Here is a 15767-nt window from a genome sequence, read left to right on the forward strand (position 1 = left end):
CCAGCTTACAAGTGAATGCATTTTTGAGGTGATTATTAAATCATAAATGGCGGCGTAGGATAGCCCCATTCCAACAGTGAAGGAGAGTTCCCCATGAAGATTGCCCTGATCGGTGCCAGCGGTTTTGTCGGTTCAGCCATCCTGAACGAGGCCATCAGCCGCGGCCATCACGTCACCGCCATCGTCCGCGATGTCAGCAAGGTGGCCGCCCATCCACAGGTCTCCGCCGTGGCGGTGGATGCCCAAAACCCGCAGGCATTGGCCGAGGTGCTCCAGGGGCACGATCGGGTGATCAGCGCCTACAACCCGGGCTGGACCACACCGGATATCTACGACCAGTACCTCAAGGGCGCCAACGCGATTGTCGCAGCAGCCAAAGCGGCCAATAGCTGGCTGCTGGTTGTGGGTGGTGCCGGCAGTCTGGAGGTCGCTCCCGGCGTGCAACTGGTGGATACCCCGGAGTTTCCGGCCGAGTGGAAACAGGGGGCACTGGCGGCCCGCGACGGTCTCACCGCCCTGCGTCCCGAAACCACCCTCGACTGGCGCTTTGTCTCTCCCCCGGTGTTCCTCGAACCGGGCGAGAAGCGCGGCGGCTATCGGATTGGTGGCGATCAGGTGCTGTTCAGCGGCGAACAGCCTGCCGGGATCACCGCCGGTGATCTGGCTGACGGTGTGCTGAACGAGGTGGAAAAACCGGCTCACCAGCGCCAGCGCTTTACCCTGAGTTACTGAGAGCCAGCAATCGGTTAAGGCCAGAATGCACAGTCACTCACCTACGCACCCGGTCAGGTGAACACCCGCTCAACCAGAAGGGAGGCATCCGCCTCCCTTCTGTTTTGGCCATTTTCTGTTTTGGTCATTTTTGCCACTGGCAGCTTGCCTCTGGTTATCACTCTCCCCCTCATCGTTGCCCCTTTACCCCGCAATGGCTGCGCAAAAAACCTTCAGCCCATCAGGCGCCGAATTCCATTTCGAATTTTGTATATAAATAAGAATAATTTGTTGTTTCCGTCTTATAACACCGAACAGTAGCATCCCCTTTATCCCAGATGGCGCCACACTGTCGCGCCATCCCGTTTACCGCTTATCAGGTCTGCCAACAGCGGAGGCAGTGCAAGAGATGGCGCCAGAGATAACGAAAGAGTGAGGAGGTGCACATGGAACATTCACCACTGCCGATCATCGATCTGGCTGCCCTCAACGGGGCGCCCGAGGTGCGTCGCCCTATGCTGGCCAGGCTGGCCGCGGCCGCCCGTGATGTGGGCTTTTTCTATCTGGTCGGCCACGGCTTGAGCAAGGTTGAGATGCTAGAGACCCTGGCGCTGGCAGAGCGCTTCTTTGCCCTGCCGGAGCAGGAGAAGTTGGCGGTGCAGATGGTCAACAGCCCCCACTTTCGCGGCTACAACCGGGTCGGTGCCGAGCTGACCCGCCAGCGGCCGGATCTGCGAGAGCAGTTCGATATCATGAATGAGGCGCAAGCCCTGCCTGCGGCCTTGATCCGTGAACCCTGGCAGCGGCTGATCGGCCCCAACCAGTGGCCGACCGCCCTGCCCGAGATGAAAGGCCATCTGCTGGCGTGGCAGGAGCGGCTGAGCGATATCACCCTCACCCTGCTGGCCGCTTTTGCCGAGGTGCTGGAGCAACCGGCCAACGTGTTTGACGACAGCATTCGCGGCGCCCCCTACCAGCACATGAAGCTGATTCACTACCCGGGGCAAGAGACGGGTGGCGGCAGTCAGGGGGTCGGCGCCCACAAGGATCCCGGCTACCTGACGCTGGTGATGCAGGACAATCACTCGGGGCTTGAGGTCGAGACGGTCGACGGCTGGATCTCCGCGCCGCCCCTGCCGGGGGCGCTGGTGGTCAATATCGGCGAGCTGTTGGAGCTGGCCTCCAACGGCTATCTCAAGGCGACCCTGCATCGGGTGGTGAGCCCGCCGCCCGGCGTCTCGCGCCTCTCCTGCGCCTTCTTTATGGCGGCGCGGCTCGATGCCACCGTGCCCCTGCTCAGCCTCTCCCCCGAACTGGCAGCGCAGGCGCAAGGGCCGGAGAGTGACCCGACCAACCCGCTCTTCTATCAGGTGGGGGAGAACGTGTTGAAAGGACGGCTGCGCTCCCACCCGGATGTGGCGGCGCGTCACTATAGGCCGGTGGAACCCGCTCGCCTCCCACGCACAGAGAGCGAAGCGGTACCGGCCTAAGCAGCACAAAGATCCGCAGGCGGGTATATGCATAAGCCACAAGCAGCATGGATATACCCGCCCTGACAAAAACAACAAGCAACGAACAACAAAACAAGTCATGGCCAGAGCCTGGTCATCACGGAGCAACACGATGAAATTCAAGACCATGAGCGTACACAGCGGCCAGCGGATCGACCCACAGACCGGCGCCCTCACCACCCCGCTCTACCAGAGCAGCACCTTCAGCTACTTCAGCGCCCAGGCGGGCAAGGAGCGCTTTGCAGGTCAAGCCCCCGGCTTTATCTACAGCCGCTTTGGCAACCCTACCACTGCCGAGCTGGAGCAGAAGCTGGCGGCCCTCGAAGGTGCTGACGAAGCGCTGGTGGTGGCGAGCGGCATGGCGGCAGTGAGCGCCATCATGTATGCGCTGGCCGACAGCGGCGATGAGGTGGCCTATATCGGCCCGCTCTACGGCGGCACCGATGCCTTCCTCAAGCAAACCTTCAGCCGCGCCGGCATCAAGGTCACCGCCTACGAGAGCGATCGGGATCTGCTGGCCAATATCCGCCCCGCCACCAAGGTGGTACTGTTCGAAACCCTGACCAACCCCACCCTCAAGGTGGTGGATCCGCGGCTGGTGGTGGAAGCGGCCCGCAAGGTGGGCGCCATCACAGTGTGTGACAACACCTTCCTCACCCCCTACCTGCTGCGTCCGCTGGAGCTCGGGGTCGATGTGGTGATGCACAGCGGTACCAAATATCTGGGCGGCCACGGCGACATCATCGCCGGGGTGGCGGCGGGCTCCCACGCCCTGATGAAGTCGATCCGCACCGTGGCCCTCAAGCATATCGGCTCCCCCATCGGCCCGCAGGAGGCCTACCTGCTGCAGCGTGGGGTCAAGACTCTGCCGCTGCGGATGGATGCCCACCTGCACAATGCGCAGAAAGTGGCCGAGTTTCTGGCGGCACATCCGGCGGTGAAGAAGGTGATCTACCCGGGGCTTGCCAACCATCCGGGCCACGATGCCCTCGGCGCCTTCGCCAGCGGCTTTGGCGGCATGGTGAGCATCGAACTGGAAGGCGGGTTTGAGCGCTGTGCCACCCTGCTCGATAACCTGCAACTGTTCGTGCAGGCGGTGAGTCTGGGGGATCTCGAGAGCCTGGCTTGCCATCCGGCCAGTACCACCCACGCCGCCATGGACGAGGCGAGCCGCCTCGCTGCCGGAGTCAATGACGACCTCATCCGCTTCAGCATCGGGGTGGAAGATGCAGACGATCTGATCGCCGATCTGGCCGCCGCGCTGGCGCAGATCTAACCGGGCGCGCTTTTACTCGCCGACAAAACAGCGGCGAGTGATATGCCTCAAACACAACAACGGCCCATCAAGGGCCGTTGTTGTTTGTTGCGCTATGGAAAGACGGGATTTACTCCTCCCACACCACCACCTGGGATGAGGGCCAGCGATCCCCGACCTGGGCGTACTTTTGCTCCAGCAGGTGACGCTTGATCTTCATGGTGGGGGTCAGCACGCCGTTTTCGATATTCCAAGGGGTTTTCACCACCAGAATACCGCGGATCTTGGCGTGGGATTCCAGCTGATCGTTGACCCGTACCCGCGCCGCTTCCAGTCTGGCGTTGACCTCCTCCCGATTGCCCTTCATGGCACTCTCGGCCAGCTGCACCAGCGCAATGGGCTGGGGCATGCCGTAACCAATCACGCAGAGCTGTTCGATGATGGGCTCCTGCCCCAGCAGTCCCTCGATGGGCACCGGCGCCACATACTTGCCCTTGGCGGTCTTGAACACATCCTTCATCCGGCCGGTGATGGTGAGATAACCCTCCTTGTCCAGCTTGCCCATGTCACCGGTGTGCAGCCACCCCTCGGCATCGATGGCCTCGGCGCTGTGCTCGGGATCCTTGTAGTAACCCAGCATCATCCCTTCGCAGCGGCAGAGGATCTCCCCCTCGTCGGAGATCTTGATGGTCACTCCGATCCCCGCCTTGCCGACGGTGCCGATCTTGTCGGCGCGGAACGGGTAGTTGATGGTGGAGTAGGCGTGGTTCTCGGTCATGCCCCAAGCTTCAGTCACCTTGAGGCCGATGCTCAGATACCACTCAAGCAGCGCAGGAGAGACAGGCGCGGAGCCGCAGCCGAGTACCCGGGCCTGATCCAGTCCCAACCCCTTTTGCAGCTTGCGTTTGATAAGGCCTGAGATAAGCGGGATCTTGAGCAGCAACGCCAGTTTGTTCTGGGGCAGCTTCTCGTGGATCTTGATGCGGAACATGGCCCACAGCCGCGGCACCGAGATAAAGACGGTGGGACGGCAGCGTTTGACATCTTCGATAAAGGTGTCGAGAGATTCGGGGAAAGCGATAGTAGCACCGCCATAGAGGCTGCCGCCGTAGATGTAGACCCGCTCGGTAATATGGGCCAGCGGCAGGTAGGAGAAGCCCCGATCGGCCTGGCTCAGGCTCACCGTTTCCACCAGCTTCTCGCACGACCAGGCGTAACGCTCAACGCTCAGCATGGCCCCTTTCGGCTTGCCGGTACTGCCAGAGGTGTAGACCAGACTCAGCAGGGAGTCAGGGGCCTGCACCGGGCTGTCAGGGATCGGCTCATGCGCCTCCAGCAGATCGTCCCACTGGTGGCTGGCCGGCATGGTGTCATAGGGGAAGGCGATGCGCAGCAGATCGGCGGGTACGCCCGCCTCCTGACTCTTCCAGTCATCCAGCTTGCCGACGAAGATCGCCTTGGCCTCGCTATGGCGCAGCACATATTCGATGGTGTCGACGTTGGCAGTCGGGTAGATGGGCACGCTCACATACTGCCCCATCTGCATCGCCAGATCGGCGATAAACCACTGGGCGCAGTTCTTGGAGAGCAGCGCCACCTTGTCACCCGCCACCAGACCAAGGTGACGCAAGGCCGTCACCATCCGCCGCGCTTCATCGGCCACTTCACCCCAGGTGAAATCGACATATTCGCGGTTGATGGTTTGACGCAGGTAGGTTCGATCAGGACACTGCCGCTCCCAGTGATAGAGCATCTCGAGCGGCAGTTTATTGGCAATGCGTGAGGAGGAGGCCATAGTTTAATCCCTGAAACAAAAGGCGAAACTTATTATTAACCTTTCACTAACTTCAGGGGAAGAATAAACTCAAACTTCAGTTTGAATTGTGTATCCGATCAAGCTTCTGCGTCTTGTTGCAAACGACTCCACATCGCCTGCACCAGTTTTTCATCCTCTTCAGAAAGCTCACCTTGCAAGATCGCCTCGTTGAGGCTGCGCAGCACATAGCTCTTGACGTCCCGCACCAGGGTCTTGCCTTCCAGCTCGGCCCGGGCAACGGCCAATGAGATATGACCTCGCAGATAACCCCCCGCAAACAGCTCATCGTCGGTCGCGGTGGCAACCATGCTGTCGATCAGTCCCAACAACTTGTGCTCAAAATCGTGAATCGTCATGTAACGCAGCCTCATTTGCGGCAAAAAATTCGGGGGTATGGAACCGCAATCCGGTTGATTGCAGCTCTCTGGCGCCAGGCCAGCAGCGTCCTTGGCGTCCTATTCCGGGTTGGCCACCGGGTAGATGACCTGATCCTTGTATCCCGTGGTTATTCGCAGATAACCACGCAACGCCCGGTTTAATTCGGGATCATCGGTGTCCACCAGCAGCGGCCTGCCCGCAAGGGCGGCAAGCTTGGCTTTGGTTGCCAGCACCTGGATATTCTCCAGCCCGACACACCGAATCACCTCAGGACTCAATTGCTGATTTCCGCGCCCGAACAGATGTCCCTGTCCGCCTATCAGGGTAATGATCAGTCGGCAGCGACGGCCGCGGATCCGGGTCAGGATCTCGGCGGCGCTGAGATCCTGCCCGATAAGTCGGCTATTTTCCACCAGATCCACACCGAGCAAAGTATTTTCCAGACCGAGCTCAGCCATACAGGCTGCCACCGTGCTGCCGGAGCCCATCAGATAGAGGGTATCGGGCTCCATCTGCTCCACCACACCGGCGGCGAGATCCGCCAACACCAGCTCTTCGGACTCCTTGCCCCCCTGCTTGACCGCCTGTACGTAACGCAGATCGCCGGGCACCTTCAGCTGGCCGTAGTGGCGGGCCCGTACCTTGCCCACGCGAAACGCCTCCTCGTCGATGTCGCGCACCTCGGCATCGATCAGGCTGAGCAGTTCCCCTGCGATCATCCGCGCTACCACCCGCCCGCTGGCAGCGGGCGTCACCCCGTAGACGCCGGAGTGGATCTTGCACCCCGCCGGAATGCCGAGCACATGGCAAGACTCCCCCACCGCGGCGCAGATATCCCGCGCCGTGCCATCGCCACCGGCAAACAGCAGCAGATCGACCCCGGCTTCGCGCATCAACTCGGCGGCGTGGCGGGTATCATCGGCCGAGGTGCTCTCCCCGACCGGTTGATAGATGACCCGACAGGGCAACCCCAGCTCGCGGGCCACCGCCTCCCCCATCTCTCCCGCCACCGTCAGCAGTTCGAACGGGATGCTCAGCTCGCACAGTGGCAACAAGGCTTGCCGCGCTCGATCTTGTGCTCTGGGCACGGCACCACGAGCAAGCGCCTCATCCACCACGCCGTCACTCCCCTTGAGCCCCACTGCGCCGCCAATCCCGGCGACCGGATTAATAATGAACCCTAATCGAAACATGCCTGCCTCCCTTGCGATGGCCCCCATTTTTATCTTTTCGCCCCTCTGGGACAAGCAGTGGCACCCCTGCTAGAATTCGCATCTTCAATTTTCCAACCAATGTTCAATCAAGGTTCAATCATGCTGGAATGGGTTCTTGATCCCTCCGCCTGGGTCGCTCTCGCTACCCTTACCCTGCTCGAAATCGTGCTGGGCATCGACAACATCATCTTTATCTCCATCCTGGTAGGTCGCCTGCCGGAGGCTCAGCGCCAAAAAGCGCGCATTCTGGGTCTGGGGCTCGCCATGGGCACCCGGATCCTGTTGCTGCTCTCGCTCGCCTGGGTGATGCGTCTCACCGAACCGCTCTTCACCGTGCTGAACGAGGCTATCTCGGGCCGCGATCTCATCCTGCTGCTGGGTGGTCTGTTCCTTATCGGCAAGAGTACCCACGAGATCCACGCCACTCTGGAAGGCGCCGCCGAGCCACAGAGCGTCAGCAAAGCGGCCTCGGGCTTTATCAGCACCCTGATCCAGATCGCCATTCTGGACATAGTGTTCAGCCTGGACTCGGTGATCACCGCGGTCGGCATGGCCGATCACGTGCCGGTGATGGTGCTGGCCATCATGATTGCCGTCTTCATCATGATGTTTGCCGCCAAGTCTATTGGCGATTTCGTCGATGACCACCCCACCATCAAGATGCTGGCCCTCTCCTTCCTCACCCTGGTGGGGTTTGCCCTGATGGCGGAGGGGATGGATCTGCACATACCGAAAGGCTACATCTACTTCGCCATGGCCTTCTCGCTGGTGGTGGAGATGATCAACATCCGCTTGCGCAAGCACAGCGAGGTCGACACAGGGAAGTAGTGTCGCCGGATCAAAAAGAGCGCCTCTCGGGGCGCTCTTTTGTTATGCACACGGCATGCTGCCGGATAGAGATCACTGGTTGGCAATCACAATGGCAACCCGGCGGTTTTCTGCTCGTCCGGCTGCGCTCTTGTTGTCCGCAACCGGGGCCGTCTCACCGCGGCCACGGATCTCAAGATTGGCGGGCATCATCCCCACCGAGATCAGCACATCTGCCACCGATTGGGCTCGTTTCAGAGAGAGCTGCTGGTTGTAGCTGCTCTCGCCCGTATTGTCGGTATGGCCATCCACCCTCGCCTTGTCGAGCCCGACCCCAAGCAGGGCCTTGCCCAGTTTTTCCACTATCAGCCGGGTCTGCGGATTGAGTTCACCCACATTGTTGGCAAACAGCACCCGGTTGGCCAGATCCAGTGTCCAGCCCTCATCGGTCAGATAGAAACCTTGCTCCTTCAATACTGCCAGCTGTTCCGGGGTCAACCCCCTGGGGGTGCTCTGACAACCCGCCAGCAGAGAGAACAACAGGCCCAGCACGACCGCCTTGATGGAGAGGGATAGTTTCATTGTTATGACTCCTTTACACCTTGACTCACGCCGATTTGGCGGCCTCAACCTCCTCACGGCGTGTACGTTTTGCCAAATACATGGCTTTGTCTGCCAGCTCGCACAGCTCGCTGGCGCGGGTCCCGGGTTGATGGATGGCAAAACCGATGCTGATCCCTGCCACCAGTTGCTGTCCATCCCGCAATACCACAGGATCACTCATCGCCTGCTGAATGCGGTCGATCACCTCTTCCACATCCTGCCCCAGATGCACAGGTGTCAGCAGTATGGCGAACTCATCCCCCCCCAGCCGGCAGACCAGATCTCCGGGGCGCAGCTGATGCTGTACCCGCCGGGAGAGGGTCACCAGCACATCGTCACCGGCGTTGTGCCCCAGGGTGTCGTTAATCTGTTTGAAACGATCGCAATCGAGATAAAGCAGGGCGAACGGGGCCCCCCCCTCGCTTACCTCGCCAATGGCATGCTCGAGGCGAGCTTCGAATAACGCCCGGTTGGGCAACCCGGTCAACGCATCATGGGTCGCCTGGTGGAGCAGACTGGCGTTCTCCCGCGCCTGATGAGCCTGCCAGGCTTGCAGCTCATCCAGCAGGGCGTTGAAATCCTCTCCCAGTTCATTGAGCTCGACGATATCGGCCGGTGGCGCCCGCATCCCCAGAGTGCGTTGTCGACGCACCGAGTGGGCGACCTGTGCCAGTTGTCGCAGTGGCGAGGTGATCGCGACCTGCATCCGCCCGGCGACATAGAAGGCGCCCATCACACTCAACACCAGGCAAATCACCATCACCAGCAGCACCGAGAGCAAGAACAGCAACAGATACTCGCCATGACCGCGCAGCTCTATGGTGGCAATCTGATCACCTCCCCGCAGCATGGGATAGGTGACCGGCCCCGGTAACAGCAGGCGGGCAAGATAATCTTCGACTGTGGCCAGCGGATTGCTGACGGGACGAACCCATTTAGCGAGCTGTTGACCATTGGCCAGCACGATACTGGCTTCGGCCACCTCCTCATGGGCGACAATACCGCCAAGCGCCTCGCTCGCTGCCTCTTCATCGTGGAACACCACCGCCGCCTCGGCGCTGTAGCTGATTGCGCGGGCCACCAGCTCCAGATTGTGATCGGCGTAGAAGCGTACTACCAGCAAGGCAATCAGAGTAAAAAAGAGTCCCGCCACGCTGACGGCCGTGATGGCGGCCACCAGATGGGTTCGCCCCAGGCTCTGACGCAGGGTCGGAAGACGGGGATCCGCGCTGACCTGTCGCCTCATGGGACCCCCTTGTCGGCACGGGCCAGCTTGAGCACAGCGGGATGTACTCGTACGCCGCTCAGGGCCAGGGCATCGAGGTTCACTTTAAACCGCACTCGCACACTCTGTGGCTCGGTCTGCAGACAGAACACCGAGCTGGTGGAACAGTCGTGGTTGTATTCGCTGATGCTGAGCACTGAATGACCCTGCAAGCGCGCAAACAACGCAATCCGGGTCGGCTCGTCGACGACGCCGAGATAGAGCACATCGCAATTATCACTGATGGCCGGATCACTCGCGTCGTAGCGATTGACCTGCACGGCACGGCCATTGGCCTGACGATCGATGGTAAAGAGGGCTCCGGCATACTCCGTCGGCGCCGCCACACACAGGCGCAGCACCGCAGGCTCGGTGGGCCAGCGAGTGTAACTCAGGATATCGAGCACCAGCTCTCTGACCGCCGTCGCCCGGCTCTCTGCGGCCGTTTCCGCCAGCGCGTGAGGCAACAGCAGACCAAACCCTAACAGCAAGGGCGCCAGGCGAGCGGCGAAACGGGGAGAAAAGAGTAACAGCATGATCGGGAAGTGGCCGCCTTGACAACACCGCTGCAGTGGCATAGCGGTTCGGGTACATGTATCCAGATAGTAAGTTGGTGGACACTGGCCTGACAAGTCTCCCGAAGCCCTCCCGCCCGGAAGCCGTGTAAAGAAAACAGAGAGCCCGTCTGGTGACGGGCTCTCTGTTGGCTGGCATCCGGAACAACTTACTTCTTGCTGATGCCATATTCCCGCAGCTTGTTGGCGATGGCGGTATGCGACACGCCCAGGCGTTTGGCCAGCTGGCGCGTCGACGGGAAGGCGGGATAGAGCCGGGCCAGCAGCTGGCTCTCGAAGCGCTTCACCGCATCGTCGAGATTCCCCTCAAACCACTCGTCGATCAGCGGCATGGTATCGGCCGCCACCGGCAGGTCGATCTGCTCGGGCCCCAGCTCATCCCCTTCCAGCAGGGTCATGGCACGGTAGAGACAGTTGCGCAGCTGACGCACGTTGCCCGGCCAGCGATAGGCGGTCAGGTAGTCGGCCATGTTGCGGGTAAAGCGCGGACGGGGTCGCTGCAACTCGCTGGCAAAGCGGGAGACAAACTGCTGGGCCAGCACCATGATGTCAGCCTTGCGCTCGCGCAAGGGGGGCAGCGCCAGACTGAGCACGTTGAGGCGATAGTAGAGATCCTCGCGGAAGGTTCCTTCGTGCACCAGATCCAGCAACTGCTTCTGGGTGGTGCAGATGAAACGCACGTTGACCTTCACCTCCTGCTCGTCACCGACCCGGCGGAACACCCCATCCTGCAACACCCGCAGGAACTTGGTCTGCAGATGGGGAGACATGTCGCCGATCTCGTCCAGCATCAGGGTGCCGCCGCTCGCCAGCTCCAGCACGCCGCGCTTGCCCTCGGTGTTGTTGCCAAAGGCGCCGGGGGCATAACCAAACAGCTCGCTCTCGGCCACGTTATCGGGCATGGCGGCGCAGTTGAGGGCCATAAAGGGGTGGCTGGAGCGCAGGCTGGCACCGTGACAAGCACGGGCCAGCAGCTCCTTGCCGGTACCGGTCTCACCGACAATCAGCAGCGGCGCGTCCTGCATCGCCAGTTTTCGCGCTTGCGACAGTACCTCTTTCATCTTGGGGCTCTCGGCCTGCAGATGCTCGAAGCCCCCCACTTCCACCGCATGAAGCGCGCTGAAGTGCAGGCCGACCCGCCGGGCAGATTTGAGCACCACCACGGCACCGGCCAGCGCCTGCTTGCCGCGGGCTTCTGCCACGAACAGCGGCATCAGATCTGCCAGATACTCTTCGCCATTGAAACTGAGCTTGCAGGTCTGCGGCTTGATCTCGCTCGCCTCCAGCCAGCGGGTGAAGGAGAAACCCTTAACCAGCGAACCGAGCGCCACGCCGCGCACCTCCTCCACCGGCAAGCCGAGGGTGGTGAGGGCCGACTGGTTGGCCTGGGTCACCTTGCCCTTGCTGTCGAGGGAGAAGACCAGGTCCGGCAGCGCCTTGAGCAGCGCCTCGATTTCGTGGTGCTCTCGCTCGGAAGGCATGTAAGGGATGGTCTTGACGTCGTAGACGCCGGGAATGCGGCGGATCTCCGGCATCAGGTGCTGAAAATCACTGAACTCCAGCTCGGGAAAGTTGAGATAGATGATGCCTGAGGTATCGATTTCGATGCCGCGCAGATCGATATTGTGCTCCACCAGGCGGTCGAGCAGTTCCCGGGTCAGGCCCAGGCGGTCTTCACAGCTGACTTCAAGACGCATTCGGGACACACTTCCTAGCTAACTCTATGAATGAGCGGATAATACAGTCTCGATCCCCCCAGTGCGAGCGCCAGCCCATAAAAATGCGGGCCCGCCCCGCTTTCGCAGGCAGGCCCGGGTCAACCGATGACGCTGGTGTGGGGCGCCATTACCGGAGCAACTGATCGGTACGCGCCGCCATGATGAAGTCGTTGCGATGCAAACCGCCGATCTTATGCATCCACCAGCTGACGATCACCATATCGCTCACTGGATGAGTGGTGGCGTTCACTTCAGCAGCTCATCCGTGCGTGCAGCCATGATGAAGTCGTTGCGGTGCAAGCCGCCGATCTTGTGGGTCCACCAGCTGACGGTCACCTTACCCCACTCGGTCAGAATGGCCGGATGGTGGAACTCCGCCTCCGCCAGCTCGCCCAGGCGGTTGGTAAAGGCCAGCGCCTCCTTGAAGTTGCGAAACGTAAATTCCCGTCGCAGTTGCAGCGCCCCCTCCTCCACCAGCGGCTGCCAGTCGGGAATAAGCTGCATCAGCTCGCGCAGCTCCTCATCGCTCACCTTGGGGGCATCGGCGCGACACGCTTCACACTGTTGGCTGGCCAGTTCGGACATGGGTTACTCCTGCTTGAATTAATGAAAAATTAATGAAAATGAAATAGGGTTGTTTGCTTTTGGTCAGCTCGCCTGTTTGCCAGCGGCAACCTCAAAACGTGGCGGATAGAGGCCAAGCCGACTGGCCTCGGCCAGAGCAGCCATGATCTCCTCCCCGGTCAGCTGGTAGAGATGATCGAGACTCGGCAGCACAAAATAGGTGGGCTGCATGATGTCGATGCGATACGGGGTGCGCAGCATAGTCAGTAGATCGAAGGGTTGCAGCAGCGGCTTGCCGGAAAGGGCATAAGCTGTCTCGCCGATGGAGGAGAGAATGCCGCCACCGTAGATACGCAGCCCGCCAGGTGTCGCCAAGAGGCCAAACTCCACGGTGAACCAGTAGAGCCGCGCCAGAAAAACCCGCTGCTCCTTGCTCGCCTGCTGCCCCAACTGACCGTAGAGGTGGGTGAAGTGGGCAAAGGCCGGATTGGTCAGCATGGCGCAGTGGCCGAAGATCTCGTGAAAGATATCCGGCTCTTGCAGGTAGTCGAGCTCGTCCCGGCGCCGGATAAAGGTGGCCACCGGAAACTGGCGATTGGCCAGCAGGGCGAAGAAGCGATCGAACGAGATAAGCGCGGGCACCGCCGCCACCGACCAGCCGGTCGCAGGCTGCAAGACGGCGTTGATCTCGGCCAGCTGGGGGATGCGATCACGGGGCAGCCCCAGTCTGTCGAGACCGGCCAGATATTCGTTACACCCCTTGCCATCGAGGGCGGCGAACTGGCGTTCGATCAGGATCTGCCAGGTGCCATGCTCCTCGTTGCTGTAGTGGATCACCCCGTCAGCATCCGGCTGGTGGGCGGTGTAGAAGGTTGCCATAGCGGTTCCATCCTCTGGCGCCACATCAGGCGCCTTGCCGTTTCATCACGGCTTCACTGTAACGAAATGGCAACAAAAAAAGCAGCCGACCCATGAGTCGGCAGCCTGAAACAGTTGTAAATAAATTGTGACAACCCGCTAACCAATCCCCACTACAGCTTGACCATGATATGGCGCGGCACCGTGTAATCCTCCAGCGCATAGAGGGAGAGATCCTTGCCGTAGCCCGACATCTTCATGCCGCCGTGGGGCATCTCGGAGGTGAGCATGAAGTGGGTATTGATCCAGGTGCAACCATATTGCAGGTGGCTGGCCACCTTGCTGGCGAGGCTCAGATCCTTGGTCCAGACCGACGAGGCGAGGCCATAGTCCGAGTCGTTGGCCCACTGCACCACCTGCTCGGCATCGTTAAAACGGGTCACCGACACCACGGGGCCAAACACCTCGCGGCGCACGATCTCATCCTCCTGCCGGGCCCCGACAATCAGGGTCGGCTCGAAGAAGAAGCCGTTGCCGGGACGGATCTTGCCCCCCGCCGTCACCTCCACATGACCGCTGCTCTGGGCCCGCTCGACAAAGCTGGCGACCCGGTTGCGCTGTCTGTCCGAAATAAGCGGCCCCATCTCGACCCCCTCCTCGTACTGGCTACCCACCTTGATGGAGGCCACCGCCTCGGTCATGGCGGCGACAAACTTGTCGTAGATCTTGCCCTGGGCATAGATACGGCAGGCGGCGGTGCAGTCCTGGCCGGCGTTATAGAAACCGAAGGTGCGAATGCCCGCCACCACCGCCTCCAGATCCGCATCGTCGAAGATGATCACCGGCGCCTTGCCCCCCAGCTCAAGGTGGGTGCGCTTCATGGTGCGGGCGGCGCTCTGCAGGATCTTCTGGCCGGTGGCGATATCGCCGGTGAGCGACACCATCCGCACCAGCGGGTGCTCCACCAGCGGCGCCCCTACACTCTCGCCCCGCCCGCAGATGACGTTGATAACGCCGCGGGGGAAGATCTCGCTGGCCAGCTCCGCCAAACGCAGCGCGGTGAGCGGGGTCTGTTCGGAGGGTTTGAGCACCACCGTATTGCCCGCCGCCAGCACCGGCGCCATCTTCCAGGCCGCCATCATCAGCGGGTAGTTCCAGGGGGCGATACTGCCCACAACACCTATGGGGTCGCGCCGGATCATACTGGTGTGCCCCTCGAGATACTCCCCCGCCAACGGCCCTTGCAGGCAGCGGGCCGCCCCGGCAAAGAAGCGGAAGCAGTCCACCACCGCGGGCAGCTCGTCGTTGAGCACAGCCAGATAGGGTTTGCCGCAGTTGAGGGATTCGAGCGCCGCAAACTCCTCGGCGTGGCGCTCGACGAGATCCGCCAGACGCAGCAGCAGGTTGCTGCGGCTTGCCGGGGTGGTACGGCTCCACTGGGCGAAGGCGCGCTGGGCACCGTTCACCGCCCGGTTCACCTGTTCGAACGAGGCTTCGGGCACGGCGGCGATCTGTTCGCCGTTAGCCGGGTTGAGAATAGGTTCGGCCTGCCCCTCGCCGGTCACAAACTGGCCATCAATCAAGAGTTGAGTTGAGAGTTTCATGGTTGCATCCTTGCGCACGCGTTGAATCATCATTTGCCACTGCCAGCGACATCATGGGTGTCGCGAGTGAGGTAGTAGGCAAGCAAAATGGGGATAGTGGTGAAGGCCACTATGATGAGGGCCACCACGTTGGTGACCGGCCTGTCTCGGGGACGGATCAGCTCCTGATACATCCAGATGGGCAGCGTGGTCTGCTGGCCCGCCGTGAAGGTAGTAACGATCACTTCGTCAAAACTCAGGGCAAAGGCCAGCATGCCCCCCGCCAGCAGCGCCGTGGCCAGATTGGGCAGGATCACGTAGCGCAGGGTCTGGAAGCCGTCGGCCCCGAGATCCATCGACGCCTCGATGAGGCTCTGGTTGGTGCGGCGAAAACGGGCCAGCGCATTGTTGTAGACCACCACCACACAGAAGGTGGCGTGGCCGATAACGATGGTCCAGAAGCTGAACGGGATCTCCATCAAGCCGTAGGCCGAGCGCAGCGCGATACCGGTGACGATACCGGGCAGCGCGATGGGCAGCACCAGCAAGAGCGACACAACCTCCTGACCGAAGAAGCGGCTGCGGGCAATGGCCCCTGCCGCCAAGGTGCCGAGGATCATGGCCGCCAGCGTCGCCAGCCCCGCGACCTCCAGCGACAGCTGGATGGCACGCCACACATCGGGGCGATTGAGGGTCACCTCGAACCACTTGAGGGTGAGCCCGGGGGGCGGAAACTGGTAACTCTTGCTCTCGCTGGTGAAGGCGTAGAGGAAGATAAACAGAATGGGAAAGTGCAGGAACAAGAGTCCACCGATGGCGGCGTACTTGAGCAGGCCCGAAGGGCGCTCTCCCTGACGGCTCACTGAGCTAGCTGACATGACGGCCTCCTTGCTGCCGGTTCAAAGCGATA

Annotated in this window: 16 protein-coding genes; 4 read left to right on the plus strand and 12 right to left on the minus strand. The window is 61.3% G+C overall.

Annotated elements, in window-relative coordinates; genetic code table 11:
* The first annotated feature begins 93 nt into the window (after positions 1 to 93).
* The 3 genes from G5137_RS12025 to G5137_RS12035 all read left to right on the plus strand — a co-directional run bounded on the left by G5137_RS12025 (position 94) and on the right by G5137_RS12035 (position 3498).
* Positions 94 to 732, plus strand: a complete 639-nt coding sequence (locus G5137_RS12025; RefSeq protein WP_421255440.1) for an NAD(P)-dependent oxidoreductase — start codon at positions 94 to 96, stop codon at positions 730 to 732.
* 425 nt (positions 733 to 1157) lie between these two features.
* Positions 1158 to 2201: an isopenicillin N synthase family dioxygenase gene (locus tag G5137_RS12030; protein WP_421255441.1), complete on the plus strand. Its 1044-nt coding sequence runs from the start codon at positions 1158 to 1160 to the stop codon at positions 2199 to 2201.
* A gap of 133 nt (positions 2202 to 2334) precedes the next feature.
* Entirely contained in the window at positions 2335 to 3498 is a 1164-nt protein-coding gene (locus G5137_RS12035) for a trans-sulfuration enzyme family protein (RefSeq protein WP_421255442.1), read from the plus strand.
* 109 nt (positions 3499 to 3607) lie between these two features.
* Here the strand turns inward: G5137_RS12035 and G5137_RS12040 are convergent, their stop codons facing one another.
* The 3 genes from G5137_RS12040 to G5137_RS12050 all read right to left on the minus strand — a co-directional run bounded on the left by G5137_RS12040 (position 3608) and on the right by G5137_RS12050 (position 6864).
* Positions 3608 to 5272, minus strand: a complete 1665-nt coding sequence (locus G5137_RS12040; RefSeq protein WP_005333638.1) for an AMP-binding protein — start codon at positions 5270 to 5272, stop codon at positions 3608 to 3610.
* 98 nt (positions 5273 to 5370) lie between these two features.
* Complete coding sequence (locus G5137_RS12045) at positions 5371 to 5649, minus strand: YfcL family protein (RefSeq protein ID WP_005333639.1); 279 nt, start codon at positions 5647 to 5649, stop codon at positions 5371 to 5373.
* 99 nt (positions 5650 to 5748) lie between these two features.
* Entirely contained in the window at positions 5749 to 6864 is a 1116-nt protein-coding gene (locus G5137_RS12050; protein ID WP_421255443.1) for an ATP-NAD kinase family protein, read from the minus strand.
* Between the two features lie 120 nt (positions 6865 to 6984).
* On the opposite strand from G5137_RS12050, the gene G5137_RS12055 reads away from it, so the two are divergent.
* A complete protein-coding gene (locus G5137_RS12055; RefSeq protein WP_421207012.1) occupies positions 6985 to 7713 on the plus strand; it encodes a TerC family protein in 729 nt (242 codons plus the stop codon).
* A 72-nt stretch (positions 7714 to 7785) separates the two neighbouring features.
* Here the strand turns inward: G5137_RS12055 and G5137_RS12060 are convergent, their stop codons facing one another.
* The 9 genes from G5137_RS12060 to G5137_RS12100 form a co-directional block, all read right to left on the minus strand.
* Positions 7786 to 8274, minus strand: a complete 489-nt coding sequence (locus G5137_RS12060; protein ID WP_227342665.1) for an OmpA family protein — start codon at positions 8272 to 8274, stop codon at positions 7786 to 7788.
* A gap of 25 nt (positions 8275 to 8299) precedes the next feature.
* The gene (locus G5137_RS12065; RefSeq protein WP_227342664.1) at positions 8300 to 9541 is read right to left on the minus strand and encodes a diguanylate cyclase domain-containing protein; all 1242 of its coding nucleotides are present in this window, start codon (positions 9539 to 9541) and stop codon (positions 8300 to 8302) included.
* Positions 9538 to 10095, minus strand: coding sequence for a YfiR family protein (locus tag G5137_RS12070; RefSeq protein ID WP_227342662.1), 558 nt, complete (start codon positions 10093 to 10095; stop codon positions 9538 to 9540). Before G5137_RS12070 ends, G5137_RS12065 begins: the two co-directional genes overlap by 4 nt.
* Before the next feature lie 188 nt (positions 10096 to 10283).
* Positions 10284 to 11831: a transcriptional regulator TyrR gene (tyrR, locus tag G5137_RS12075; protein WP_005333656.1), complete on the minus strand. Its 1548-nt coding sequence runs from the start codon at positions 11829 to 11831 to the stop codon at positions 10284 to 10286.
* A gap of 148 nt (positions 11832 to 11979) precedes the next feature.
* A complete protein-coding gene (locus tag G5137_RS12080; RefSeq protein WP_370688904.1) occupies positions 11980 to 12102 on the minus strand; it encodes a 4a-hydroxytetrahydrobiopterin dehydratase in 123 nt (40 codons plus the stop codon).
* Positions 12099 to 12437, minus strand: a complete 339-nt coding sequence (locus tag G5137_RS12085; RefSeq protein ID WP_019444917.1) for a 4a-hydroxytetrahydrobiopterin dehydratase — start codon at positions 12435 to 12437, stop codon at positions 12099 to 12101. Before G5137_RS12085 ends, G5137_RS12080 begins: the two co-directional genes overlap by 4 nt.
* A 63-nt stretch (positions 12438 to 12500) precedes the next feature.
* Positions 12501 to 13295 carry a phenylalanine 4-monooxygenase gene (gene phhA / locus G5137_RS12090; RefSeq protein ID WP_421207020.1) on the minus strand — a complete coding sequence of 265 codons (795 nt, stop codon included), beginning with the start codon at positions 13293 to 13295 and terminating at the stop codon, positions 12501 to 12503.
* Positions 13296 to 13447: 152 nt separating this feature from the next.
* On the minus strand, positions 13448 to 14878 hold the full coding sequence (locus G5137_RS12095) for a gamma-aminobutyraldehyde dehydrogenase (protein WP_005361166.1): 1431 nt from the start codon (positions 14876 to 14878) through the stop codon (positions 13448 to 13450).
* Between the two features lie 29 nt (positions 14879 to 14907).
* The gene (locus G5137_RS12100; RefSeq protein WP_005352644.1) at positions 14908 to 15735 is read right to left on the minus strand and encodes an ABC transporter permease; all 828 of its coding nucleotides are present in this window, start codon (positions 15733 to 15735) and stop codon (positions 14908 to 14910) included.
* Positions 15736 to 15767: the final 32 nt, after the last annotated feature.

This window comes from Aeromonas sp. 600282, from assembly GCF_049175755.1.
Taxonomy (GTDB): Bacteria; Pseudomonadota; Gammaproteobacteria; order Enterobacterales; family Aeromonadaceae; genus Aeromonas; species Aeromonas veronii_A.